The following is a 23,177-nucleotide window of genomic DNA, read 5'->3' as shown; positions in this document are numbered from 1 at the left end:
AATCTGACCACCCCGATATTTCGCAACCATCTATCGCCAGTGCTGTACAGCCTCCAATAGTCCGATCATTACCGGCTGGTGCAGCATGTAGTACGTGAGGCTCCAGGTTCCAAGGAATGCCAGCCAGCGCGCGGCTGCGGGAACTGACCCAGTGAGCAGGGCGGGGCGGTATTGCAGCAGCCCTTGCGCAGCCGCCATGCCCCACCACATGACGCCCAGCCAGGGGATCAGCGGCACATAGTCTTCGGTGATGGGCTTGACCGAGATAAAACCCAGCCAGTTGAAAGTTTTATCATTCAGGAATTGCAAGGTTCCGCCCATGAATAGTGCGTAATGAGCTATGAATTTCATGGCAATTGCCAGGGCTCCGCACAGCCACAGCCAGCGGCCCCAATGCGCGGTCAGCCGCACGATGATGAGCATGACCGCGATGCCGTGCAGCACCCCGAAGTAAATAAAACTCTGCGGATACATCCAGTAAGACCCGGCACTGACCAGCAGCGCGCAGCCCGCAATCCGCCCCCAGCGCCGCCAAAAGCGCGGCCAGCTCTGCCCCTGCTGCACCGCAACGGCCTGTCCCGCACCAGCGCACAGCAAAAACAGGCTCACGATCACTGTGCGCTGCCATGTCCAAAACGGATCGCGGTAAAAGTCCTGACTGAGCCAGCGGTAATGGTTCAGATCAAAGCTCAAGTGGTAGACCGTCATCCACACCATCGCCACGCCGCGCAGGGCGTCGAGGCGGTCAAAGCGTGGTGCAGCAGACATGTTGCCGATTATCGCTATTGGGGCAGTCGGGGAAATGCCAACAGGTCATCAGGCTATGCATGTCCTCGGCATGCCGTTGCTGCTGCCCTGAAAATTTGCCACCGGTGGTATCCAACAAGGGTCGTCAAACGGGAAAAGCAGCGCGTCCTTTCAGACGTTCATGCTCTTTGGCGGCGAAGCGGTCGGTCATGCCGGCGATATAGTCGGCCACCACGCGCTCAGGTTTTGCGCCTGCGGCGTGGGGGGTGTCGATGCCGTCAAAGCGGTCGATATGGGTTTGCGGCATTTGCGCGGGGTCGGTCATATAGGCCTCGAACAAATCCCGCACGACCTGCTGGGCGGCTTGCGTGGTCTGCACCACTTGTCGATGGCGGTATAAATTTTGTAGCAGGAAACGCTTGAGGGACGCGGACTGCAAGGCCATTTCCTTGGAAAAACAGACCAGCGGCAGGTTTTGGCGCACGGCCTGAACGTCGCTTGGCGCCGCCTTCTGCAAGGCCAGCCGCGTTGCATCCATCACGTCGTAGACCTGCGCGCTGAGCATGCGCCGTATGATTTCAAACAGCAGCCGCCGACCCCGCAGCGCGGGGTGCTCCTGCAGCGTTTCGCGGCGGTACTGGCTGAACAGCGCCACGTCCTCCATTTGCTCCAGGCTCAGCAAGCCTGATCGAACGCCGTCATCGATATCGTGGGCGTTGTAGGCAATTTCATCGGCAAGATTGGCCAGCTGCGCCTCCAGGCTGGGCTGCCGCCCATGGAAACTGTCAGGCGCATCCAAAAACCGGCGGGCCACGCCACCGGGTTCGCGGGCCTCCAGATGGCGGGCATTGGCCTTTGAGCAGTGCTTCAAGATGCCTTCGCGCGTCTCAAACGTCAGGTTCAGGCCGTTGTATGCCGGGTAACGCTCTTCCAGCGCATCCACGACGCGCAGGCTTTGCAAGTTGTGCTCGAAGCCCGCGCTTTCAGGGTTGTAATTTTTCAGGCAGGCGTTCAGGGCATCCTGGCCAGCATGCCCGAACGGTGTGTGGCCCAGGTCGTGCGCCAGCGCAATCGCCTCCACCAGGTCTTCATTGAGCCGCAGGGTACGGGCAATGGAGCGTCCCAGCTGCGCCACCTCCAGCGAATGCGTCAGGCGGGTGCGGAACAGGTCGCCTTCGTGGTTCAAAAATACCTGGGTTTTATAGACCAGACGGCGAAAGGCGGTGGAATGCACAATCCGGTCGCGGTCCCGCTGAAAGTCGGAGCGCGTCGGTGCCGGGGCCTCGGGGTAGCGGCGGCCGCGCGACAGGGCGGGGTCACAGGCATAGCGTGCCAAGATCATGGATTATTAATAAAAATGGCTTCTAGCCCAATAATGACGGGCACAATCAGCTATTAATAGAATAGCAGTCTGATGAGAACTTTTCATGGCTGATCAGGCACAGCAGGCATCGATGACTTCGCGCACCAGCGCATCTGGCGCAGCGCGCACGGCCGCCCTGCCGGGTCCGTCAATCACCACAAAGCGGATCTCACCGGCCTCGGATTTTTTGTCGATGCGCATCAGCTCCAGGTAACGGCCAGCATTGTCAGCAACCGACAGCACCGGTCCCTTGACGGGCAGCCCGGCTCGCCGGACCAGCGCTGTCAGGCGTTCGACAAACGGCTTGTCGACCAGGCCCAGACGCTGTGACAGATGCGCCGCCATCACCATGCCGCAGCCCACCCCTTCGCCGTGCAGCCATTGGCCATAGCCCAGCCCGGATTCGATGGCATGGCCAAAGGTATGGCCAAAATTCAAAATCGCCCGCAAGCCCGACTCACGCTCGTCCTGACCCACAACCCAGGCCTTGATTTCGCAACTGCGCTGAATGGCATGCGCCAGCGCAGCGGCATCTTTTGCCAGCAGGGCATCGAGCTTGGCTTCGATCCATTCGAGAAACGCCATGTCGGCAATCGGCCCGTATTTGATGACCTCGGCCAGCCCGGCGCTCAATTCACGGGGCGGCAGCGTAGCGAGTACGTCCAGATCACAGACAACCAGCAGGGGCTGATAAAACGCCCCAATCATGTTTTTGCCCAGCGGATGGTTGATGGCGGTTTTGCCGCCCACCGAGGAGTCCACCTGGGCCAGCAGCGTGGTGGGAACTTGCACAAACGGCACACCGCGCATGTAACTGGCCGCGGCAAAACCAGCCATGTCACCGACCACGCCACCGCCCAGCGCGAACAGCACGGTTTTGCGGTCACAGCCGTTTTCCAGCAAGGCGTCAAAAATCAGCTGCAAGGTGGGCCAGCCCTTGTAGACCTCGCCATCGGGCAAGGTCACCAACAACACCTTGTCATAACGCGCCCGCAGGGCCTGCGTGAGCTGGGCCGCATACAAGGGGGCAACCGTCGTGTTGGACACCACCAGCGCTGTAGCGGCCCTGGGCAGATGTTGGTAGGTGAGCGCGTTTCCCAGCAGCTGGGTGCCGATGACAATGGGATAGCTGCGCTCGGCCAGATGGATTTGAACCTGCGCCGCCGCGGAAAAAGAATTTACTTGCATAGCGGCAAGTGTAGAGGCACTCGTCAGACCGGCAAAGGTAGCCGGTCTTTGCGCCGGCATGGGCCTTGGCACCATCGCCTGGCGCCAGCTACGGCGCCGGAACGACGCCCGCCAGTTCCAGTTGCATGACGATCATGTTGACCAGGGTCGAAACCGAGGGGCGGCCGGTTTCAATCACGAAGTGCGCGGTTTCCCGGTACAAGGGGTCGCGGGCACTGTAGAGATCACGAAGTCGGGCCAGCGGATCAGCCACCTGAAGCAAGGGCCGGTTCACATCATGGCGCAGACGTCGAAACAGTTCATCTGGAGGTGAATTCAGGTAAATCACCTGACCACGTTCCCGCAGGTGCTGGCGGTTGGCGGCCCGCAACACGACACCGCCACCGGTCGACAACACCGCTTTTTGATTCTGCGTGAGCTGGTCGATCACCGACTCCTCGACATCGCGGAATCGCTCTTCCCCCTCCCGCTCGAAATACTCACGGATGGAGCAGCCGAGTTGCCGCTCAATCACATGATCGGAATCAAAGAAGGGGAGCTGCAGCCGCCGGGCGAGTTGCCGCCCGACGGTGGATTTACCTGAGCCGGGCAGGCCGACTAAAACAATCAAAAGCTCACAACGGTCGCGACTGAACTCGGGGGTGTCACAGTCACAGCTACCCGAACGGTCGAGCAATCAGTCGCCCCATTTAGATTAACAACATGATCGCCCCCGTTTGCCGAGTTTCGTACGACATTGGGGCTGGTTGAAGAAACAGTGCAGTTGGCACCCGACGTTACTACAGCAGCGCTTACGGTTGTGCCTGTTGGCATGGCATTGCCATTCAAGTCAGTCACACGCACCGTAAAGCCAGTCAAGGTTCGAGGCGTCGTCAAAATCACGTTGGCTTCAGTGGTGGCCAAGGAGATGATGATCTGTTGACGAACCCTGATACTGCTGCTCCACGTGCCGTCACAGGAATTGACAACCGAGGGATATGCGTACACAGCACTAGCACACGATGAAGTGCCGGTTAATCCCCCTGGGTAAATTTGCTCGGTCGCGGCATCGTAAACGCCATTTTCATTGTCGTCCCGATACAGCGTACCCACGTCATAAAAAGGTTCGCCGGGTTGCCAGATGTTGTCGCCGTTCTGATCGATAAAGCTTTCTTCTCCGTCCATGTAGGCAAGAATGGCCACGCGGCCGTTGGTGGGACGCAGCCCTTGGCTTGTATAGGTCACGTTGCACTGCGAGGCAGAGTCAAGCGTACAAGTGCCCACCACCGAGCCATGCCCCGTCACAAAGTTTACCGGTGCCCCCGCAGGAACAGGGTTGCCTTGTCGGTCTGCAACCCGTATGGTCAAAGTCGTCTGAACACCATCGACGTTAAATCCCTCGATGCTCAATTTAGTGGCGCTCAAAGATGCGGCATTTTGGGTTGCCCGCCCTGAGGTGATGGCAACGCCGGAGGATGAGGCCTGTACTACGGGAGTGAACCCGACCAAAGCAGCAGTCACAACGACCGGCGTAGGCAAACCTCCAGAAGATACCGTAACGGAGGCATAACCACTTCCATCCGTGGGCACAACTTGTGGCGCTGTGGTCCCCCCGGAGAATGTCACTCCGGCACTGATAGTCGAATTGGCAAGCGAAATGCTAACGCTTTGCCCTGACATCCCCGCCCCGGAACCGTCCAACACCTGAAACTTGAGCGTCGACTGCTTCAAGCCGCCGGAAGCGGCAGAAGTGACCATCAGTGGCACTGTGGCGGAGCTAAAAACCACATTGGCAGGCTGCGCCACCGCTACGCTAATCGTCGTGGTAACGGCAGTGGCTCCAGTCGCTTGCGCCGTCAAGGTAACAGGTCCAGAGCACGTGACAGCCGACTGGTAAGTCGTGCTGGCGATGCCCGCACTGCTTGTCGATGCGCTAGCGGGGCTGAAAGATCCACAGCTGGCAGAAAAGTTAACCGCGACCACCGAACTTCCAGCCAAAACACCATTGACGCGCCCCTCCACCGTCACCGCTGACGATTGAAGCGCGCTGATCGGGCTCGTCACCACCTTCAGGTTGGTCAACGACACATTGGCAGCCGAGGTTTGGTAGTCCAAGTCAGAAGATATCGCCACGGTATCCACAGTGGCCGACGCGACCAAGTTTCCAGCGGTGGCTGCTGTCACGCTCACAGGGCTTATTTGCACTTTGGCGACACCATTGGCATCCGTCAACGCGGCAGCTTGCGCCAAGGTGGCAACGGTCGAAGCCGTGGTAAAGGTGACCAGCTTGTTCGCAACTGTGCTTCCACTTGCATTTTTCACAACGGCTTTGACATAAAACAGTGCTCCGCTACCAATGGCGTTGGAAGTCACAGCAGCATCCATGGCGTCCACGATGGCCAGTGTGATCATCGGTGCGCTCGTTGTTGTCGTTGTGGTGGTGGTGGAACTACCGGTGCCGGTGCCGCTACTGCTTCCAGCCGTGGAACCACTTGTCGTGCCGGGGTTGCCACCCCCACCACCGCAAGCCGCCAAAGCCATGGCCAGAGCAATGGCCAATAGATATTTCAAGAAATTCATGTCAATCTTTCCACGCTTGCAGAGAATAAATTCCAACCCTAATCACCGTGCCGCAGTCCGGTCCGCAATCATCTTCGGCGTAATGAACACCAGCATTTCCTGCTTTCTCGACGTGCGTTCGCGGCTCTTGAAGAGGTTGCCCACGTAAGGGATGTCACCGAGCAGCGGCACCTTGGTTTCGTTCGAGGACTCGTCGAGTGTAAAGATGCCGCCAATCACGACCGTACCGCCGTTTTCGACGAGCACCTGGGTCTTGATGTGCTTGGTATCGATGGCGATGCCGGCTTGGGTGGTTTCACCTCGGCTGTCCTTGTTTACATCCAGGTCGAGGATGATGTTGCCTTCGGGCGTGATTTGCGGGGTGACCTCAAGTTTCAGGTTGGCCTTGCGGAAAGCCAGTGATGTGGCGCCGCTGGATGTGGCGACCTGATACGGAAACTCGGTGCCCTGCTCAATCAGCGCCTTGGTCTGGTCGGCCGTGACGACGCGTGGACTGGACACGATCTTGCCCTTGCCGTCGGCCTCCAGTGCGGACAGTTCAAGATTCAGGAAGCGGTTGGCTGACGCATTGAAGATGGAAACCGCAAACGAGGCAGCGGCATTGGCAACGCCCAGGGTCGAAGCCGGCAGGTTCACAAAATTGCTGGAGGTGTCTATGGTTCCGCCAGCACCCGTGGTGGCCACGACATTGCCGTAGTTGGTACCGAATGCAACGCGGTTGTTGCCACTGAGCTGGTAACCAGCATCTCCTCCGCGCTGCGCCCGGAGGTCCAAACCACCCAATTTCACACCGAGGGATTTGCCAAAGGTGTCTGTTGCTTCCACGATGCGCGCTTCAATCAGCACTTGCCGCACGGCGACGTCGAGCTTGCCAATCAGTTGCTGCACCTGCTCCAGCTTGGAGGGAATATCCGTCACGAACAGCTGGTTGGTGCGTGGTTCAGCAATCACGCTGCCGCGACTGGACAGGATGCGGGCGCTGGCGGGTCCACTGCCGGACGCCGTGAGCTGTATGCCAATATCGGCGGCCTTCGCATAGTTGATCTGGAAAGATTGCGTGCGAACGGCTTCGAGATTTTGCAGGGCGTTGCGCGATTCCAGGTCAAGCTTGTCCTTGGCGGCCAGTTCGTCCTTGGGCGCTATCACCAGGACATTGCCGTTTTTACGCATGCCCAATCCCTTGGCCTGCAAAATGATGTCCAGCGCCTGGTCCCAGGGAACATCCTTCAACCTTAAGGTGACACTCCCGGTGACCGAATCTGAAGTCACGATATTGAAGTTGGTGAAATCGGCAATCACCTGCAGCAGGGACCGGATTTCAATATTCTGAAAATTCAGGGACAGCTTCTCGCCGTTATAGCCAGTCCCCTGAGTCAATTTACCCGCATCGACTTTCTGCTGACGTACTTCCAGTACAAACTGGTTATCGCTTTGGTAGGCACTGTGCTCCCAGGCGCCTTTTGGCTCCACGACCATCCGGACTTTGTCGCCTACCTGGTAGGTCGTCACGGTTTGCACGGGCGTGCCAAAGTCAGCGACATCCAGGCGGCGACGCAAGCCCTCGGGCAAGGCGGTTTTCAGAAACTCGACCACCAGGGTTTTACCTTGCTGGTGAATGTCAACGCCAACCTCGTTATTGGCCAGCCCCACCACGATACGGCCCGTGCTGTCATCACCACGGCGGAAGTCAATGTCTTTAAGCGGCAGGATGTCACGGTTGCGGCTCTCGGCAAATACCGAGGCAGCGGCCACGGAAGGCGAAGCCACCGCCACTGGCGCCAGAATAATCAGCAGGGACTTGCCCTTTATCTCGGCCTTATAGGCAGTTGGCGTCTTGAGATTGAGCACTACCCGGGTTCGCTCACCCACTTGAACCACATTCGCCGAACGCAAATTTCCGAGATTGAGGTCAACGGCTGAGCGTCCTACGGAGTTGCTGACCCCCGGGAAATCAAGTGCAATGCGCGCTGGCGCCTGGATAGTGAAACCGGTAGGCACTGACGCCAGAGGTTCGGCCAGATCGATCCGGATCACTTCGGTGCCGCCCTGAACTGAGCCGGAAACGGCCTGGATGGCATTTTGCGCTTGCGCCATTAACGGCATGGTGGTCGCAAACAGTGCCACCATGAGTGACGCGCAGCGCAACACAAGTCCAAGCAAATGCCGCAGGCCACCTCGCATCGCCTCCGCCTCTAATGCCCATGTCTGCTTGTTCATTTTGATCCCTCTAAAAGCTGTAAAGTCGCTGGCCGCTCTATCCATTCGCCCGCAGCGTCTTGCACGATTTCACGCAAGGAAAGACTGGTCTCCGTCACCTTGGTGATGCGGCCATAGTTCTGGCCAAGATAGTTGCCGGCTCGAACCTGGTAGATCAGGTTGTCAACCCGAACCAGTGCCACGGGCTGGCCGCCTTTAATCAGGCTGCCGACCATGACAACGGCGTCCAGAGGGGATGCCTCCAGAGCTTCTTTGCGCCGGCTTAGCTCCGGCGTTATCAGCGCCGCATTGGCTGTCACCTGGTTGGAATCGCGCTTCAGGGCTTGTGCCAGTTTCTGGTTGCTGAAAGGCTCGATCGAGCCCTCTTGGCCATAGGCTTGCGGCGAGAATTTGGTGGGCTCCGGCAGGGGCTCTACCTTGGGTCGGGTCGCATTGCGCTGCTCTGTCATCCACTGCTGCAACTCTTCCTGATCGGATGAGCCGCCGCAACCCGCCATTCCAAATAAAATCAGCGTCAGGCTTGCGGCCAGCGCATAGTGGGTGAATCTCATTTTTTTGCTCCCTTGACGGGAGCACTCTTGCGCTGCAAAGCCACCTCTTCGCTGTCCAGATAACGGAAAGTTTTGGCCGTGGTGTCCATGACCAAATTGCCATCCTTGCCCGGTGTAATGCTCAGATTATTCAAGGTCACAATGCGGGAAAGATTGGCAATATCGGCAGCAAAAGCCCCCATATCGTGGTAGCGGCCCGTTACACGCACCGCAATCGGCAACTCGGCGTAATACTCTTTAACGCTCACTTGACCCGGCCGGAACAACTCGAACTGCAGGCTGCGACCCAGACCAGCCTGGTTGATATCAGACAACAGCGCATCCATTTCAGCCTTGCTGGGCAACTGCTTTTCAAGCTGCGTCACATACTGCTGGACTTGTTCGCGCTGCTTCTTCAAGGCGTCCAGATTGACCGCCTGCACCAGCTTCTTCTTGTAGTCTTCTTTCAGTTGAACCTCTTTGGCTTTTTCTGCCGTCAACTCTTCATTAGAGGAGTTCAACCATAGAAACCAGAGCGCAACGACGACAAACACCGTGACGGCAATGAATAGAAGATAACGCGGCAAAGCGGGCCAGGAAGGCGGATCATTCGGATCAAGACCGGTGAACTGGGCCTTCAAACTGCTTTGAATACCGGCGAAATCGATAGCGGGTTTTGGAATTGTTGCCATGATCAGTCTCGTTCAAACCGGCGTCATGGCTTGGAGGACGCAGATGCAGCCGAAGCGGCCAAGGCGGAACCGGCCGCTTTCGGGTCACTGGCCCGTTTAAGCCCCACCCGCATGGAGAAATTGGAGACCCGCCGCTGGTCACGCTGGCTCAGCGTAACCGTGCCAGCGGTAATTTCAACCAGTTCGGGCTTGGTCAACCAGGGGCTGTTATTGGAAAAATTACGCAATAGTTCGGAAACCCGTTCATTGGATTGCGCGACACCGGTGATCAGGACGGTCTGGTTATCCTGCTTCATGCTGTTGATGTACACCCCGTCGGGCAGTTGCTTGACCAACTCGCTCAGCAAGTACACCGGCAGATTGCGGTTTCCCTGCAAATCTTCCACTGCATTTTGGCGAGCCCGCAGCGAAGCGATCTCAGCCTGCAAAGTCGCGATGTCCTTGATCTGCCCGTCCAGACGGGTAATTTCTGATTTCAGAAAAGTATTTTTCCCTCGCTGGCTTTCAATTTGAGCCAGGTACCAGGAATACACGGCGCCACAAATCAGGCCGCCTATCAGCGCGGCCACGCCAAGCGTTGCAAAAAACACTTCGCGCCTGCGCTTGCGCGCAGCTTCGCGGTGCGGGAGCAGATTGATCAGAATCACTGCAGGAACCTCCGCAAAGCCAGACCGCAAGAGGTCAAATAAGACGATGCCTCACGCCGCATCTTCTTTTCCCGCACCCCATCACCGAGTTCCATGCCTTCAAAAGGATTGGCCAGCAGGCAGGCAAACGAGGTCTGTTGCGTCACGGCATCGGTCAGGCCGGGCAATCCGGACGAGCCGCCCGCCAGCATCACATAGTCAACCCTGTTATGCGGCGTACTGGTAAAAAAGAACTGGAGCGCACGGCCAATTTCCTGCGCCATGCTCTCGACAAAGGGCTTCAGAACACCCGACCCGTAGTCTTCCGGCAAATCGCCGCTGCGCTTTTTATTCTCCGCCTCTTCAGGTGAAAAGCCGTACTGCCGAACAATCAGCTGCGTCAGTTGCGCGCCGCCAAACGCCTGATCGCGCTCGTACAACACATCATCGTTCCTGATCACCTGCATGCTGGTGGTTAAAGCGCCCACTTCAAACAGGGCAACCATGGTGTCCACACTCTTGTTGGGCAGGTTCTCGATCAGGCGCGCGGTTGCCCGGCGCGAAGCATAGGACTCCACATCGATCACGATGGGTTTCAGCCCGGCAGCTTCCGCCAGACCCTGCCTGTCCTGCACCTTTTCCTTGCGCGAAGCAGCAATCAGCACTTCGACGTCACCGCTGGACGTAGCACTGGGGCCCACCACACAGAAATCCAGGCTGACCTCATCGAGCGAGAAGGGAATGTATTGATTGGCCTCGGATTCGACCTGGACTTCAAGTTCGGCATCACTCAGGCCGCCAGGGAGGATGATTTTTTTGCTAATGACCGCGGAGGCCGGCAGCGCCATCGCCACGTTCCTGGTGCGCGTCCCGCTCTTTTTGACCAAGCGGCGCACGGCATCGGCCACCTCGTCGAATTTCTCGATATTGCCATCGGTGATCCAGCCATGCTCCAGCGGCTCAATCGCACAGCGATCAAGCACCAGGTTACCGGCCTTGTCACGACTCAACTCCACCAGCATGACACTGGACGAACTGATATCGAGACCCAGCAAAGCGGGCTGTTGACGGTTGGATAACGATCCCAGAGAGATCAAGGCGGTCCCCAAATGACGGCTAATATGTAGCCCTGCATACTTAAGAAATTACTTGAATAGTAGCAGTGAGATCTTTGTGCAGTAAGGATTTTTCCTGTTTCACGCATCAAGAGCGTTGTCAAAAGCAGACGGTCTTGACGGACCGTGCCGGTGCAGGCCAGGGCAAAGTACTGTCTGTAAATGTAACAGTGTGGCGTTTTGGCGGGCGCCTGATACGTCCGGGTTTCCGGGTTTTTTATAATGCCCACGCGACTTTACGATTGTCTACATGCCCTCTAATCCCTCCAAGACCTCCTCTTCCAACTCAAACTCCAGCCCTGTGACGCAGACCTCCTGGCAGCGCTGGTTAATCAAGCTCTCTTTATGGAGCCTTGGTCTGGCATTGGCGGGTGTTGTCGGCATCCTCCTGTTTGTGGCCGTCGCGCTGTCGGTCGCCTACCCCAATCTGCCAGATATTTCGGATTTGTCCGACTACCGGCCCAAACTGCCGCTGCGCGTCTATTCTGCAGATGGTGTGGTGATTGGCGAGTTCGGCGAAGAGCGCCGCAGTCTCACCCCCATCAAGGATATTCCCCAAGTCATGAAAGACGCCGTGCTGGCTGTCGAGGACGCGCGCTTTTTCTCGCATGGCGGCGTGGATTACCTTGGCGTGATCCGAGCCGGCCTTGCCAATATGGGCCGCGCAAAAAGCCAGGGCGCATCCACCATCACCATGCAGGTCGCCCGCAATGTTTACCTGTCAGCCGAAAAAAGCTATACCCGCAAGATTTATGAAATTCTGCTGACCTTCAAGCTGGAGCATCTCCTCACCAAAGACCAGATTCTTGAGATCTACATGAACCAGATTTTTCTGGGAAACCGGGCCTACGGCTTTGCGGCTGCCTCGGAGGCTTACTTTGGCAAGCCACTCAAGAACATTTCAATTGCCGAAGCCGCCATGCTGGCCGGCCTGCCGAAAGCACCTTCGGCGTACAACCCCATCGTCAACCCCAAGCGTGCTAAAGCCCGCCAGCTCTACATCATTCAGCGCATGGAAGAAAACGGCTTCATCACGGCCGATCAGGCCAAGGCCGCCAACGAGGAAGAGATCAAGGTCAAAACCGGGCCTGACGCAGGTCGTGTGCATGCTGAATACGTGGCTGAAACCGTGCGCCAGCTGGTTTACAACCAGTACGGCGACGAAACCTATACCCGCGGGCTAAATGTTTACACCACCTTGCGCGCCACCGACCAGACCGTGGCCTACAAGGCCTTGCGCAAGGGCATCATGGACTATGAGCGCCGGCAAATCTACCGGGGACCTGAAAAATTCATCGACCTGCCCGCCAATCCCCAGGAGACGGAAGATGCGATTGACGAAGCACTGGCTGACAACCCCGATAACGGTGACGTGATGTCGGCCGTGGTGCTGGAGGCCAATCCTAAGCGGATTTTGGCGATGCGCCAGAACAGCGAAACGGTTGAGATCACGGGAGAAGGCCTCAAGCCTGCGCAGTCCGGCTTGGCCGACAAGGCCGGTCCCAACATCAAAATCCGCCGCGGTGCGCTGATTCGCGTTGCCAAAACCCCCAAAAACACCTGGGAAATTACCCAACTGCCTGAAGTTGAAGGTGCTTTTGTAGCACTGGATCCGCGTGATGGCTCCATCCGCGCGCTGGTCGGCGGGTTTGATTTCGAGAAAAACAAGTTCAACCATGTCACCCAGGCCTGGCGTCAGCCGGGATCCAGCTTCAAGCCCTTTATTTATTCGGCCGCGCTGGAGAAGGGTTTTACTCCGGCTACCGTGGTCAACGACGCGCCGCTGTTTTTCGACGCTGGCGTCACGGGCGGCCAGCCGTGGGAGCCCAAGAACTACGACGGCAACTTCGAGGGACCCATGACTTTGCGGACCGGCTTGAAGAAGTCAAAAAACATGATTTCCATCCGTATCCTGCAGGCCATAGGCACCCAGTACGCACAAGACTGGATCACCCGTTTCGGCTTCGAAGCAGAAAAACACCCGGCCTACCTCACCATGGCACTGGGCGCTGGTTCTGTCACGCCCATGCAGATGGCCACGGCGTTTTCGGTTTTTGCCAATGGGGGCTACCGCGTCAACCCCTACCTGATCACAAAGATCAGCGACCAGCGCGGCAAGGTCCTGTTAGAGACCAAAGCACCCGAGCTGAATGAGTCGGCCAGAGGTATCGATGCGCGCAATGCCTTCATCATGGACAGCCTGCTGCAGGAAGTGGCGCGTTCTGGTACGGCAGCCAAGGCGCAAGCGACACTCAAGCGCCCTGATATTTTTGGCAAAACCGGCACCACCAACGACTCGATAGACACCTGGTTCGTGGGTTTTCAGCCGACGCTCATGGCAGCGGTCTGGATGGGTTACGACACACCCAAAAAGCTCGGCGATCGGGAAACCGGCGGCGGCCTGAGCCTGCCCATCTGGATCAACTTCATGGAATACGCCCTCAAAGGTGTGCCAGTCACCGAATACTCGCCGCCTGAAGGCGTGGTCAACGTAGCCGGCGAGTGGTACTACAACGAGTACGCCAAGGGCTCTGGGGTCAGTAGCGTGGGCCTACAGGACCCGGCGGCGACAGGCCAGCCAGGCGGCTCGATTGAGGTGCTGCCGCCCTCCGATGAAAAGAAACGGATACTGGATCTGTTCAAAAACTGATCAGGACATAACAGTGTGGCGACAGGTCCCTGCGCGGGGCCCGTTTGTTTCTTGCGCGTTCAGGCAGGCAGCGAATCAGGCAGGCGCCTTGAATACCAGCGGCTGCCCTGCCTGCTCACTGGCGTAACGCGACAGCTTGGCGAAAAATTCGCTGGAGTCCTTGGTATCCGTCCACTGATTGCTATTGAATTTATAGTGAAACCCGCCCGCCTTGGCGGCCATCCAGATTTCCTGCAGCGGCTTTTGCAAATTGATGACGATCTGGCTGCGGTTTGAAAACGTCAGCGTGATCATGCCGCCGGTCCGCTGGTTGTCAATGTCAGCGTCGGTATCATCATTGATCCGGTCGCAGGCCAGCTCGATCGCTTTCAGCATGCTCTCGGCCAGGTCCTGGTATTCAAGGTCCGTCATTACAATCCCAATATGGTTTTTTCAGTCCAAATTTTAGGTCGCCTTCACGCATTTGCACTCAGGCATGGCCTTGTTGCTGTTGTGGTTGGCGCTGCAGCGCTGGCCGGTTGCGGCCAGAAAGGCCCGCTCTTCCTACCGGTACCGCCCAAGGTGCCGCCCGCGAGCATCCCCACCCATGTCAATCCGGCCACGGCACCTGCGGTGGCCGTACCCGCTTCCCCGGCGTCAGCATCAAAATGAATCATCCCGTGACCCAGGCCGTACCAGTGGCACTCCCCGGCCACCCTTTTGTGGCCTATCGCAACGACTCGCTTCAGGTCGAAAACGTGGCGCTCTCAACGCTGGCCCGGGAGCATGGCACGCCACTTTTTGTGTATTCCAAAGCCGCCATGCTGTCGGCCCTGGCGGCTTACCAGCGCGGTTTTGCGGGGCGCGATGCGCAGATCTGCTACGCCATGAAAGCCAACTCATCGCTGGGTGTGCTGCAAGTGTTTGCCCAGGCCGGTTGCGGCTTTGACATTGTGTCGGGCGGCGAGCTGGAGCGTGTGCTGGCCGCAGGCGGTGACGCCCAAAAAATCATTTTTTCCGGCGTCGGTAAAACGCGCACCGAGATGCGCCAGGCGCTGACGGCCGGTATTGGCTGCTTCAATGTCGAAAGCGAAGCCGAACTGGAGGTGCTGTCCAGCGTAGCGAGCACAATGAATCTGCGCGCGCCGGTGAGCATTCGGGTCAATCCGAATGTCGACCCCAAGACGCATCCCTATATTTCCACAGGCCTGAAAGGCAACAAGTTCGGCGTTGCCCACGAGGACGCACTGCGCATTTACCAGCACGCGGCTTCCCTGAAGGGCCTGCAGGTCGTCGGTATCGACTGCCATATCGGTTCGCAGATCACCGATACCGCCCCGTATCTTGACGCCATGGACCGGGTGCTTGATCTGGTCACAGCCATTGAAGCGGCAGGCATTCCGCTGGCGCACATCGACTTTGGCGGCGGGCTGGGCATCAATTACAACGATGACGCCCCGCCCGCGGCTGACGCGCTCTGGCGGCTGCTGCTGGCCAAACTGGATGCGCGCGGCTATGGCGGCAAAAAACTGATGATTGAGCCGGGACGCTCGCTGGTCGGCAATGCCGGTGTCTGCCTGACCGAGGTGTTGTACCTGAAGCCTGGCGAGCAGAAAAATTTCTGCATCATCGATGCCGCCATGAACGACTTGCCGCGCCCGGCCCTGTACCAGGCTTTTCATGCCATCGTCCCCGTCGCACTGCGGGGCACAGGAGCCGTGGAGGCCACGTACGACGTGGTGGGCCCGGTGTGCGAAAGCGGAGACTGGATTGGCCATGACCGCGCCCTGAGCGTTGCGGCCGGCGACCATTTGGCGGTACTGTCAGCCGGGGCTTACTGCATGAGCATGGCCAGCAACTACAACACCCGCGGCCGCGCCGCCGAGCTGCTGATCGATGGCAGCCAGGTGCACCTGATCCGTCGGCGCGAAAACGTACAGGACCAGATGCGCCAGGAACAGCTGGTGACGGCCTAAAGCCAACAGGGCACAACGCCGGGATCGCCTTCAGAAAACTGAATTGCTATTATTACGATAGCTTTGTATTCCCGCTGTATATGGGCTGCAGCCTCTTTTTCCTTAAGAACTGCGGCACACGCCAGCCCAGCAGCAGCGCAATGATCGCGGCATACACAAACACTTCAGTGAAGTTGTTTTTGCCGGCGCGCATCCAGAAGAAGTGCAGCAAGCCCAAAGCGGCAATCAAATAGACCAGCTTGTGCAGCCATTGCCAGCGTTTGGCACCCATGGCCTTGATGGCGGCATTGAACGATGTGGCGGCCAGGGGCGTGAGCAGCACAAACGCCGAAAACCCCACCAGGATGAAGGGCCGCTTGGCGATGTCTTTGGCAATAGCGGGAACGTCGAAACCCATGTCAAACCAGCTGTAGCTCAGCAGGTGGATGACGACATAAAAGTAGGCAAAAAGACCCAGCATGCGGCGAAAGCGCGCCAGCGCAGGCGTGCCGCTGATGACCCTCAGGGGCGTGACCGCCAGCACGATGCAGATAAAGCGCAGCGTCCAGTCGCCCATGGAGCGAATCAGCGCCTCCGCCGGATTGGCCCCCAACTGGTTGGTCACCGCGCTGTAAAACAGCCAGGCAAAGGGCAGCAAGCACGCGATAAAAACGACGGGCTTGGCGAACGGATGAAGAAGCAGTTTGTTCATGGCGCAACGCGGCTTGTGCAGCACTCAAAAATCGCGCACCGACGCGGTAAGCGACGTTCAGAATAACTTCTTGAGATCCATACCGGCATACAGCTGAGCAACCTGCGACTCGTAGCCGTTGAACATCAGGGTTTTGCGCTTTTTGGCAAACAGCCCATCCTCACCAATACGCCGCTCGCTTGCCTGGCTCCAGCGCGGGTGGTCCACCGTGGGATTGACGTTGGAATAGAAACCATATTCCTGCGCGGCAGCCTTGTTCCATGCGGTGCGCGGCTCTTTGTCGGTAAAGCGGATTTTGACGATGCTCTTGCCGCTTTTGAAACCGTATTTCCAGGGCACAACCAGACGCACAGGCGCGCCATTCTGGTTGGGCAGCACTTCGCCATACATGCCAAACGTCAGCAGCGCCAGGGGATGCATCGCCTCGTCAAGCCGCAAGCCCTCGACATAGGGCCAATCCAGCACACTCGAACCCACACTAGGCATGGTTTTGGGATCGGCCAGGGTCACGAACTCGACGTATTTGGCGCTGCCCAGCGGCTCGACCTTCTTGATCAGTTCAGACAGCGAATAGCCCACCCAGGGAATCACCATGGACCAGCCTTCCACACAGCGAAGGCGGTAGATGCGTTCTTCCTGCGGACTGAGCCTGATCAGATCTTCCAGAGTGTAAGTTTTCGGCTGCTTGACCAGACCTTCCACCGCGACTGACCAGGGCTTGGTTGGCAGCGTATGGGCATTTCTGGCCGGGTCGGACTTGCCAGTACCAAACTCGTAATAGTTGTTGTACGTCGTCGCGTCTTTGTAATCAGTGACTTTTTCCATGGTCAGCGCGCCGGCAACTGCTGATTTTCCACCGGGCAACGCCGCCAGCTTGCCCGGCTTTTGCGCAGTCTGCGCCAGGGCCTGACGCCCCGCCCAGCTTGCCAGCGCCGCGCCCGCGGCACCCGTGGCCATCAGTTTTATCAGGTCGCGGCGCCCCTCATAAACGCGCTGGGTCGTGATCTCGCTGGCGACCGGATGGCAAAAGCCGTCGTGACTGGTTTTGATCAACATGATGCTGTCCTCGTTGTAGTGGCAGTCGTGGGACGGTGTCCATTGTTACAAGAATCTGTTGCCAAACCCGCTACATCATTCCGCGACCGTGCCGTAGCTGTGCAAACCGCTCAGGAACATACTGACGCCAATGAAGGCAAAGCTGTTCACTGCCAGGCCCGATTGTCGTTAACTCAAAAAAAAGGGCAGCCCATTTAGAAATAGACCCGCCCCCATCAGGGTTTGTTGCGAGCGTTTGGTTCAATCAAGAACCCAACGCGCTGACCAGCGACACCAGCCTAGGACTAACGCAGACCGGCGATGTAGTCGGCTACTGCCTTGATTTCGCGATCGTTCAGCTTGGCAGCGACCTGGGTCATCTGCAAGCTGTTGTTGCGGATACCGTCGCGGAAAGAAGTCAGTTGGCTCACCACGTATTCAGCATGCTGCCCACTCAGGCGCGGATACTGCGCAGGAATGCCGGCACCGTCCGGGCTGTGGCAGCCGGCGCAAGCGGGGATCTGGCGATCAGCCAGGCCGCCACGGTATATGCGCTCACCGAGCGCCACCAGATCCTTGTCCTTGGCAAAACCGGGTTTGGCTTTGTTCGAGGTCACCCAGTAGGCGACATTTCTCATGTCCTCTTCAGAAAGCGTCGAAGCTAAGCCCAGCATGATGACGTTTTGGCGCTTGCCGGCCTTGAACTCCTGCAATTGCTTGACCAGATATTCAGGGTGCTGTTGCGCCAGCTTGGGATAGGCGGGTGTTGCGGAGTTACCGCCAGCGCCGTGGCAGTTGACGCACACCGCCACAAAGCTGGCCTCACCCTTGACCAGATCAGGCTTCGCGACCTGGGCGGGTGCAGCGCCAGCAGGGGCTGCAGCCGTGCCATGCACAGGCGCAGTTTCGCCGGCAGCCAATGACGACACAGCAGGCACGACCAACAAGGCGGCCAGTAGGGAGGTAACGAACAGCTTCATATCGGGTGTTTTAATTGGGTTGGCGCGCAAAACTTATAATTTTCTGATTTTACAATGGCTTGATGGCAGCTCGTATTATTCAAGTCTTGCCGCGGTAGCCTGGCACCGGCCACAACCCCGCTGGCCGACGCCCTTTCGCCATCTTCCGACGCGCTACCGCATACAAGCGCACGCCACAAGCCCTCCAGAGACCGCCCGACCATGACCTCATCCACCTCCCCACCCTCACCCGCTTCCAGCCCGCAAGCCGCTGGGGCATTGGCCCCACCCAATCCCAAGATCGCCATGGGCTGGCTGCACACAGCCAAATTCCTGACCACTGCCCCCGAACTGCAACACCTGCCCCGGCTGGAGGTACCCGAAATCGCTTTCGTGGGCCGCTCCAACGCCGGCAAATCCACCTGCATCAACACCCTGACGCAGCAACACCGGCTGGCCTTTGCCTCGAAAACGCCGGGCCGCACGCAAAGCATCAACCTGTTCAGCCTAGGCAAACAGGGCGTGGTCGACGCGGTGCTGGCCGACTTGCCGGGCTACGGCTATGCGGCCGTGCCCAAGGAAGCCAAATACCGCTGGCAACAGGTGATGGGCAACTATCTGCAGACCCGCGACAATCTCAAGGCCGTGGTGCTGCTGTGCGACCCGCGCCTGGGGCTGACGGAACTCGATGAAATTCTGCTCGACGTGATCCGGCCCCGGGTGGTCGAAGGGCTCAAGTTCCTGGTGTTGCTGACCAAGTCGGACAAACTCAACAAGACCGAAGCCGCCAAGGCGCTGTCCATTGTGCGACTGCAGGCAGGCGGCGGAGACGTCAAACTCTTTTCCGCGCTGAAGCGGCAGGGCGTTGAAGAGGTGGCCCAGCATTTGTGGGACTGGGCGCATCCGCCGGAAAAACCGCTTAAACCACCCAAAGTCGTGCCCGTCACCGAATCCTGAAGCCCGCGGCCGCACCCGTGGCTGACCGAAGCGGTCAGGGCGCAATACCGGGCGGTTTGGGCCAAGGGCTTGAGGGGGCTCGGCAATGACTACCGAGCTTCCCCCTTGCGGCCACCCCGGCCCGGCCCGCCGCACAATGACCCCGCTGCAGCCGCTGTGACGATTCCACGGGAGATGCTGGAAGTCCACCTTCCGACGCTGGTGATCTGGGCCACTGACGACACCGTCCTGCCCCCAGCCCTGCTGGATGGGCTGGACGATTTTGTGCCGCAAATGATGCTACGCCGGGTGGGAGGCGCGACGCACTGGATCGTGCATGAACAGCCCGAGCTGGTGGCCAGCTATCTGCAGCAATTCCTGCGCTGAGCGGGGCAGCGCAGCGCCGAATTGCTATCAATAAAATAGCTAACTACGCCCGTCCTGCAAGGGCTACAAGCCAAAAAACCTTAAGAAACCGGGATAATACCCCAACACCAGCACGGCTCAATACAGCGAGGGCTCGCCCTCGGGCCTGGTCTTGAAGCGCTTGTGGACCCAGTAGTACTGCGCCGGCATGGTGGCTATGTAATCCTGCAGGCGGGCGTTCATGCGGGCGGTGTCAAGCACCGCATCGTCGCTTGGAAAATCGTCCCAAGCAGGCAGCACCTGCACCTCGTAGCCCGCCGGGGTGATGCGTGGCAACAGCGGCACCACCTTGGCGCGGCCCAGCCTGGCAAAGCGGGACAGCGACGGCACGGTCGCCGTCGGAATGCCGTAGAACGGAACGAACACGGAATCTTCAGGTCCGAAATCCATGTCCGGCAGCAAATACAGCGGCTGCCCTTCGCGTAGCGCGGCCACAATCGGTTTGACGCCGTCAACCCGCCCAAACAGGCGCAAGTGGCCAAAGCGCTGCCGGCCCCGCAGAATCCACTGATCTACCAGCTTGTTCGACTGGTCCGTGTAAATGGTAGTCGACAGCCGGGGGACAGCCAAGGCTATGCCGGCCCACGCCGCATCCAGGCCGACAAAATGCGGCAGGAAAATCACCGTCGGGTCAGTGCCTGCCACTTCGCTCACGGCGCCGGTCAACTGCACCCGCCGCTGCACCCAGCGCTTGGGCGCATGCCACAACCAGGCCCGGTCCAGCCAGGCTTGCGCGAAATAGACAAAGGTCTGTTGCGTGAGCTTGCGCCGCTCGGCCTCGGAGCGTTCCGGGAAACACAAGGAAAAATTGGTTTGCACCACCCGCCGGCGTGACCCGACCAAGGCATACAAGACCCAGCCCAGCCCTGCGCCCAAGGCCCGGATCCAGGACAGCGGCAAGAGGGCCAGCCCCTGCATGAATGCGATACTCGCCCGGGTCGTGACATAACTGAAACATCGGGTCAGCTGACGGGGCATCAAAGGACTTCCTTGCGTGGTGTCTTGTAGCGCGCATAGCCCCACAAATATTGACCCGACTGGCTCAGCACGATGGCCTCAATCGCCTGGTTGATCAGCGTCACGGCGTGCCGCATATCGGATTTGCCGTGGGCTTCCAGGCCCGCCACCGCCGGCCAGATTTTCAGCACATAACCCCGCCCGCGGGGCAGGCGCTCACAACTCACGGGCAGCAAGACCGCTCCGCTTTGCAATGCCAGCCGGGCCGCCAGTGTCATGGTGTAGGCGGGTCGGCCAAAAAAAGGCGCCCAGATCCCCAGGCCCTCCGGTGGCACCTGGTCCGTCAACAGGGCCACAGCCCGATTGGCCTTCAGGGCTTTGTGCATCAGGCGGATGCCACTGAGGCTGGCGGGTACCACGGTGAGATTCGGGCGGTCGCGGGCCATTCGCTCCAGCTGGGCCAGCCAGGCCTTGCGGGCCGGCCGGTAGATGGCGGTGATGGGGCCGTGAAGGGGTCCGTAAAGCTCGGCCAGCGCCTGCGGCCCCAGCTCAAAACTGCCGCAGTGCGGTCCAAAGAAAATCACGCCCCGGCCCTGCGCAAAAGCCTGCTCCACATGGGACTGGCCCTCGACTTGGACGTTCGCCAGGCAAGACTGCGAAGGGGGGCGCATCCACAGCTTGGGCAGCTCGGCGACAAAACGCCCGGCCTCGGCAATCGCCGGCCGGGCGGCCTCAAACGACAGGCCCGCCTGCGCCACGTTCGCCCGAAACTGCGCACGGTAGCGCGGGCTCATGGCCCAGACCAGCCAGCCCAGCATGCCGCCCAGTGCGTGCAAGGCAGCCAGCGGCCAGACGGAGAAGAAACGGAATAACCAGAGCATGTAAGGGCGTTAAGAGCTTTAAGGGAAACAGGGAAAGGTAAGCGACGTTGAAAGGCAAATCCAGTCAAAACCATGGTGGCTTACAAGGCGTCTTATAATTTCAGCTGTCGCCGAGTTACTGAACAACTTGCAGGGCGACATTAAACCAAACTGCTAAAGCGTTCGCCGAGGCACCCCAGCCGGCAACGCGCCGACTAACCTAATGGAGTGTACGCAATGGCGAACGATTTTCTCTTTACATCCGAATCCGTCTCCGAAGGCCATCCCGACAAGGTGGCTGACCAGATTTCCGACGCAATCCTCGACGCGCTCTTCAAGCAGGACCCGCGCTCGCGCGTCGCCGCTGAAACCCTGACCAACACCGGCCTGGTGGTGCTGGCTGGCGAGATCACCACCAACGCGCATGTCGACTACATCCAGGTCGCGCGCAACACCCTCAAACGCATCGGCTACGACAACACCGAGTACGGTATCGACTACAAGGGTTGCGCCGTGCTGGTGGCCTATGACAAGCAAAGCAACGACATCGCGCAGGGCGTGGACCATGCCAGCGACGACCACCTGAACACCGGTGCTGGCGACCAGGGCCTGATGTTCGGCTACGCCTGCGACGAGACGCCCGAGCTGATGCCCGCGCCGATTTACTATGCGCACCGCCTGGTCGAGCGCCAGGCCCAGTTGCGCAAGGACGGCCGCCTGCCTTTCCTGCGCCCTGACGCCAAGAGTCAGATCACCATGCGCTATGTTGACGGCAAGCCCCACAGCATCGACACCGTGGTGCTGTCCAGCCAGCACAGCCCCGACCAGAGCGAAACCCCGCACAAGATGAAGGCTTCGTTCGTTGAGGCCATCATCGAAGAGATCATCAAGCCCGTGCTGCCCAAGGAATGGCTCAAGGGCACCAAATACCTGATCAACCCGACCGGCCGCTTTGTGGTGGGTGGCCCGCAGGGCGATTGCGGCTTGACTGGCCGCAAGATCATTGTGGACACCTACGGCGGCGCCTGCCCGCACGGCGGCGGCGCCTTCAGCGGCAAAGACCCCAGCAAGGTAGACCGATCGGCTGCTTACGCCGCGCGCTACGTGGCCAAGAACATCGTGGCTGCGGGCCTGGCCAAGCAGTGCCAGATCCAGGTGGCCTATGCCATCGGCGTGGCCAAGCCCATGAACGTGACGGTGTACACCGAAGGCACCGGCGTGATCTCTGACGAGAAACTTTCGGAACTGGTCAACGAACACTTTGACCTGCGCCCAAAAGGCATCATCCAGATGCTCGACCTGCTGCGCCCCATCTACGAAAAAACCGCCGCTTACGGCCACTTCGGCCGCGACGAGCCCGAGTTCACCTGGGAGCGCACGGATCGGGCGGCAGCGCTGCGTGCAGCGGCGGGGCTGTAAGCCACGCAAGCGCGCGGCGGTTCGGCCGTCTTGGGAAAAACCGCTCGTCTCACGCAAAGCCACCTTGGGTGGCTTTTTTTGCCGGCCATTTATTTCCGCGTCCAAGGCCAAAACCTTGGGGAGCGCCATCGGCCCATACAGGGAGTGCCGGCTGAAGTGCCCCCTACCTTGGAGGACGGCATTCGGGATAAACCACGCGCCTCAAAACAGTCAATTACTGTCGAGTCTTAGAACTTATCCGTAAATAATGTT

General features: G+C 59.0%; 22 protein-coding genes. 6 read left to right on the top strand and 16 right to left on the bottom strand.

The window, feature by feature from the left end; translation table 11 throughout:
* Positions 1-30 precede the first annotated feature (30 nt).
* The 10 genes from B3F77_RS20380 to B3F77_RS20335 all read right to left on the bottom strand — a co-directional run bounded on the left by B3F77_RS20380 (position 31) and on the right by B3F77_RS20335 (position 11,019).
* Entirely contained in the window at positions 31-768 is a 738-nt protein-coding gene (locus B3F77_RS20380; protein ID WP_293606722.1) for a DUF1624 domain-containing protein, read from the bottom strand.
* 124 nt (positions 769-892) lie between these two features.
* Complete coding sequence (locus B3F77_RS20375; RefSeq protein WP_293606721.1) at positions 893-2,089, bottom strand: deoxyguanosinetriphosphate triphosphohydrolase; 1,197 nt, start codon at positions 2,087-2,089, stop codon at positions 893-895.
* 93 nt (positions 2,090-2,182) lie between these two features.
* Positions 2,183-3,298, bottom strand: a complete 1,116-nt coding sequence (aroB, locus tag B3F77_RS20370) for a 3-dehydroquinate synthase (RefSeq protein WP_293606720.1) — start codon at positions 3,296-3,298, stop codon at positions 2,183-2,185.
* An 88-nt stretch (positions 3,299-3,386) separates the two neighbouring features.
* Complete coding sequence (locus B3F77_RS20365) at positions 3,387-3,908, bottom strand: shikimate kinase (protein ID WP_293606719.1); 522 nt, start codon at positions 3,906-3,908, stop codon at positions 3,387-3,389.
* Positions 3,905-5,857: a hypothetical protein gene (locus tag B3F77_RS20360; RefSeq protein ID WP_293606718.1), complete on the bottom strand. Its 1,953-nt coding sequence runs from the start codon at positions 5,855-5,857 to the stop codon at positions 3,905-3,907. The genes B3F77_RS20365 and B3F77_RS20360 overlap by 4 nt, the downstream gene beginning before the upstream one ends.
* Positions 5,858-5,899: 42 nt before the next feature.
* Complete coding sequence (gene pilQ / locus B3F77_RS20355; RefSeq protein ID WP_293606717.1) at positions 5,900-8,074, bottom strand: type IV pilus secretin PilQ; 2,175 nt, start codon at positions 8,072-8,074, stop codon at positions 5,900-5,902.
* On the bottom strand, positions 8,071-8,625 hold the full coding sequence (locus B3F77_RS20350) for a pilus assembly protein PilP (protein ID WP_293606716.1): 555 nt from the start codon (positions 8,623-8,625) through the stop codon (positions 8,071-8,073). Before B3F77_RS20350 ends, pilQ begins: the two co-directional genes overlap by 4 nt.
* The gene (locus B3F77_RS20345) at positions 8,622-9,296 is read right to left on the bottom strand and encodes a type 4a pilus biogenesis protein PilO (protein ID WP_293606715.1); all 675 of its coding nucleotides are present in this window, start codon (positions 9,294-9,296) and stop codon (positions 8,622-8,624) included. Before B3F77_RS20345 ends, B3F77_RS20350 begins: the two co-directional genes overlap by 4 nt.
* A gap of 23 nt (positions 9,297-9,319) precedes the next feature.
* Entirely contained in the window at positions 9,320-9,943 is a 624-nt protein-coding gene (locus B3F77_RS20340; RefSeq protein ID WP_293606714.1) for a PilN domain-containing protein, read from the bottom strand.
* Positions 9,940-11,019, bottom strand: a complete 1,080-nt coding sequence (locus B3F77_RS20335; RefSeq protein ID WP_293606713.1) for a pilus assembly protein PilM — start codon at positions 11,017-11,019, stop codon at positions 9,940-9,942. The genes B3F77_RS20340 and B3F77_RS20335 overlap by 4 nt, the downstream gene beginning before the upstream one ends.
* A gap of 268 nt (positions 11,020-11,287) precedes the next feature.
* Between B3F77_RS20335 and B3F77_RS20330 the strand changes: the two genes are divergently transcribed.
* A complete protein-coding gene (locus B3F77_RS20330; protein ID WP_293606712.1) occupies positions 11,288-13,687 on the top strand; it encodes a penicillin-binding protein 1A in 2,400 nt (799 codons plus the stop codon).
* 75 nt (positions 13,688-13,762) lie between these two features.
* Here the strand turns inward: B3F77_RS20330 and cyaY are convergent, their stop codons facing one another.
* Entirely contained in the window at positions 13,763-14,098 is a 336-nt protein-coding gene (gene cyaY / locus B3F77_RS20325; protein ID WP_293606711.1) for an iron donor protein CyaY, read from the bottom strand.
* 12 nt (positions 14,099-14,110) lie between these two features.
* On the opposite strand from cyaY, the gene lptM reads away from it, so the two are divergent.
* Together lptM and lysA are read left to right on the top strand one after the other, a co-directional pair.
* Positions 14,111-14,338 carry an LPS translocon maturation chaperone LptM gene (gene lptM / locus B3F77_RS20835; protein WP_349678431.1) on the top strand — a complete coding sequence of 76 codons (228 nt, stop codon included), beginning with the start codon at positions 14,111-14,113 and terminating at the stop codon, positions 14,336-14,338.
* The gene (lysA, locus tag B3F77_RS20320) at positions 14,335-15,642 is read left to right on the top strand and encodes a diaminopimelate decarboxylase (RefSeq protein ID WP_293606710.1); all 1,308 of its coding nucleotides are present in this window, start codon (positions 14,335-14,337) and stop codon (positions 15,640-15,642) included. Before lptM ends, lysA begins: the two co-directional genes overlap by 4 nt.
* 52 nt (positions 15,643-15,694) lie before the next feature.
* Here the strand turns inward: lysA and B3F77_RS20315 are convergent, their stop codons facing one another.
* The 3 genes from B3F77_RS20315 to B3F77_RS20305 all read right to left on the bottom strand — a co-directional run bounded on the left by B3F77_RS20315 (position 15,695) and on the right by B3F77_RS20305 (position 18,348).
* On the bottom strand, positions 15,695-16,333 hold the full coding sequence (locus B3F77_RS20315; protein WP_293606709.1) for a sulfite oxidase heme-binding subunit YedZ: 639 nt from the start codon (positions 16,331-16,333) through the stop codon (positions 15,695-15,697).
* A gap of 57 nt (positions 16,334-16,390) precedes the next feature.
* Positions 16,391-17,389 (bottom strand): protein-methionine-sulfoxide reductase catalytic subunit MsrP, encoded by a 999-nt coding sequence (gene msrP / locus B3F77_RS20310; protein ID WP_293606708.1) that lies wholly within the window; start codon positions 17,387-17,389, stop codon positions 16,391-16,393.
* Between the two features lie 284 nt (positions 17,390-17,673).
* Positions 17,674-18,348 (bottom strand): c-type cytochrome, encoded by a 675-nt coding sequence (locus B3F77_RS20305; protein ID WP_293606707.1) that lies wholly within the window; start codon positions 18,346-18,348, stop codon positions 17,674-17,676.
* A gap of 201 nt (positions 18,349-18,549) precedes the next feature.
* Between B3F77_RS20305 and yihA the strand changes: the two genes are divergently transcribed.
* Together yihA and B3F77_RS20295 are read left to right on the top strand one after the other, a co-directional pair.
* Complete coding sequence (gene yihA / locus B3F77_RS20300) at positions 18,550-19,284, top strand: ribosome biogenesis GTP-binding protein YihA/YsxC (RefSeq protein WP_293606706.1); 735 nt, start codon at positions 18,550-18,552, stop codon at positions 19,282-19,284.
* 105 nt (positions 19,285-19,389) lie between these two features.
* The gene (locus B3F77_RS20295; protein WP_293606705.1) at positions 19,390-19,650 is read left to right on the top strand and encodes an alpha/beta fold hydrolase; all 261 of its coding nucleotides are present in this window, start codon (positions 19,390-19,392) and stop codon (positions 19,648-19,650) included.
* Positions 19,651-19,767: 117 nt separating this feature from the next.
* On the opposite strand, the gene B3F77_RS20290 is transcribed toward B3F77_RS20295, so the two are convergent.
* Together B3F77_RS20290 and B3F77_RS20285 are read right to left on the bottom strand one after the other, a co-directional pair.
* Positions 19,768-20,667 (bottom strand): lipid A biosynthesis acyltransferase, encoded by a 900-nt coding sequence (locus tag B3F77_RS20290; RefSeq protein ID WP_293606704.1) that lies wholly within the window; start codon positions 20,665-20,667, stop codon positions 19,768-19,770.
* Complete coding sequence (locus B3F77_RS20285; RefSeq protein WP_293606703.1) at positions 20,667-21,527, bottom strand: lysophospholipid acyltransferase family protein; 861 nt, start codon at positions 21,525-21,527, stop codon at positions 20,667-20,669. Before B3F77_RS20285 ends, B3F77_RS20290 begins: the two co-directional genes overlap by 1 nt.
* Positions 21,528-21,743: 216 nt before the next feature.
* On the opposite strand from B3F77_RS20285, the gene metK reads away from it, so the two are divergent.
* Positions 21,744-22,925 (top strand): methionine adenosyltransferase, encoded by a 1,182-nt coding sequence (gene metK, locus B3F77_RS20280; protein WP_293606702.1) that lies wholly within the window; start codon positions 21,744-21,746, stop codon positions 22,923-22,925.
* Positions 22,926-23,177: the final 252 nt, after the last annotated feature.

This window comes from Polaromonas sp. UBA4122 (assembly GCA_002381615.1).
Taxonomy (GTDB): domain Bacteria; phylum Pseudomonadota; class Gammaproteobacteria; order Burkholderiales; family Burkholderiaceae_C; genus Polaromonas.
Note: the sequence above shows the minus strand (reverse complement) of the source record. Positions and strands in the feature narration are given on the sequence as shown.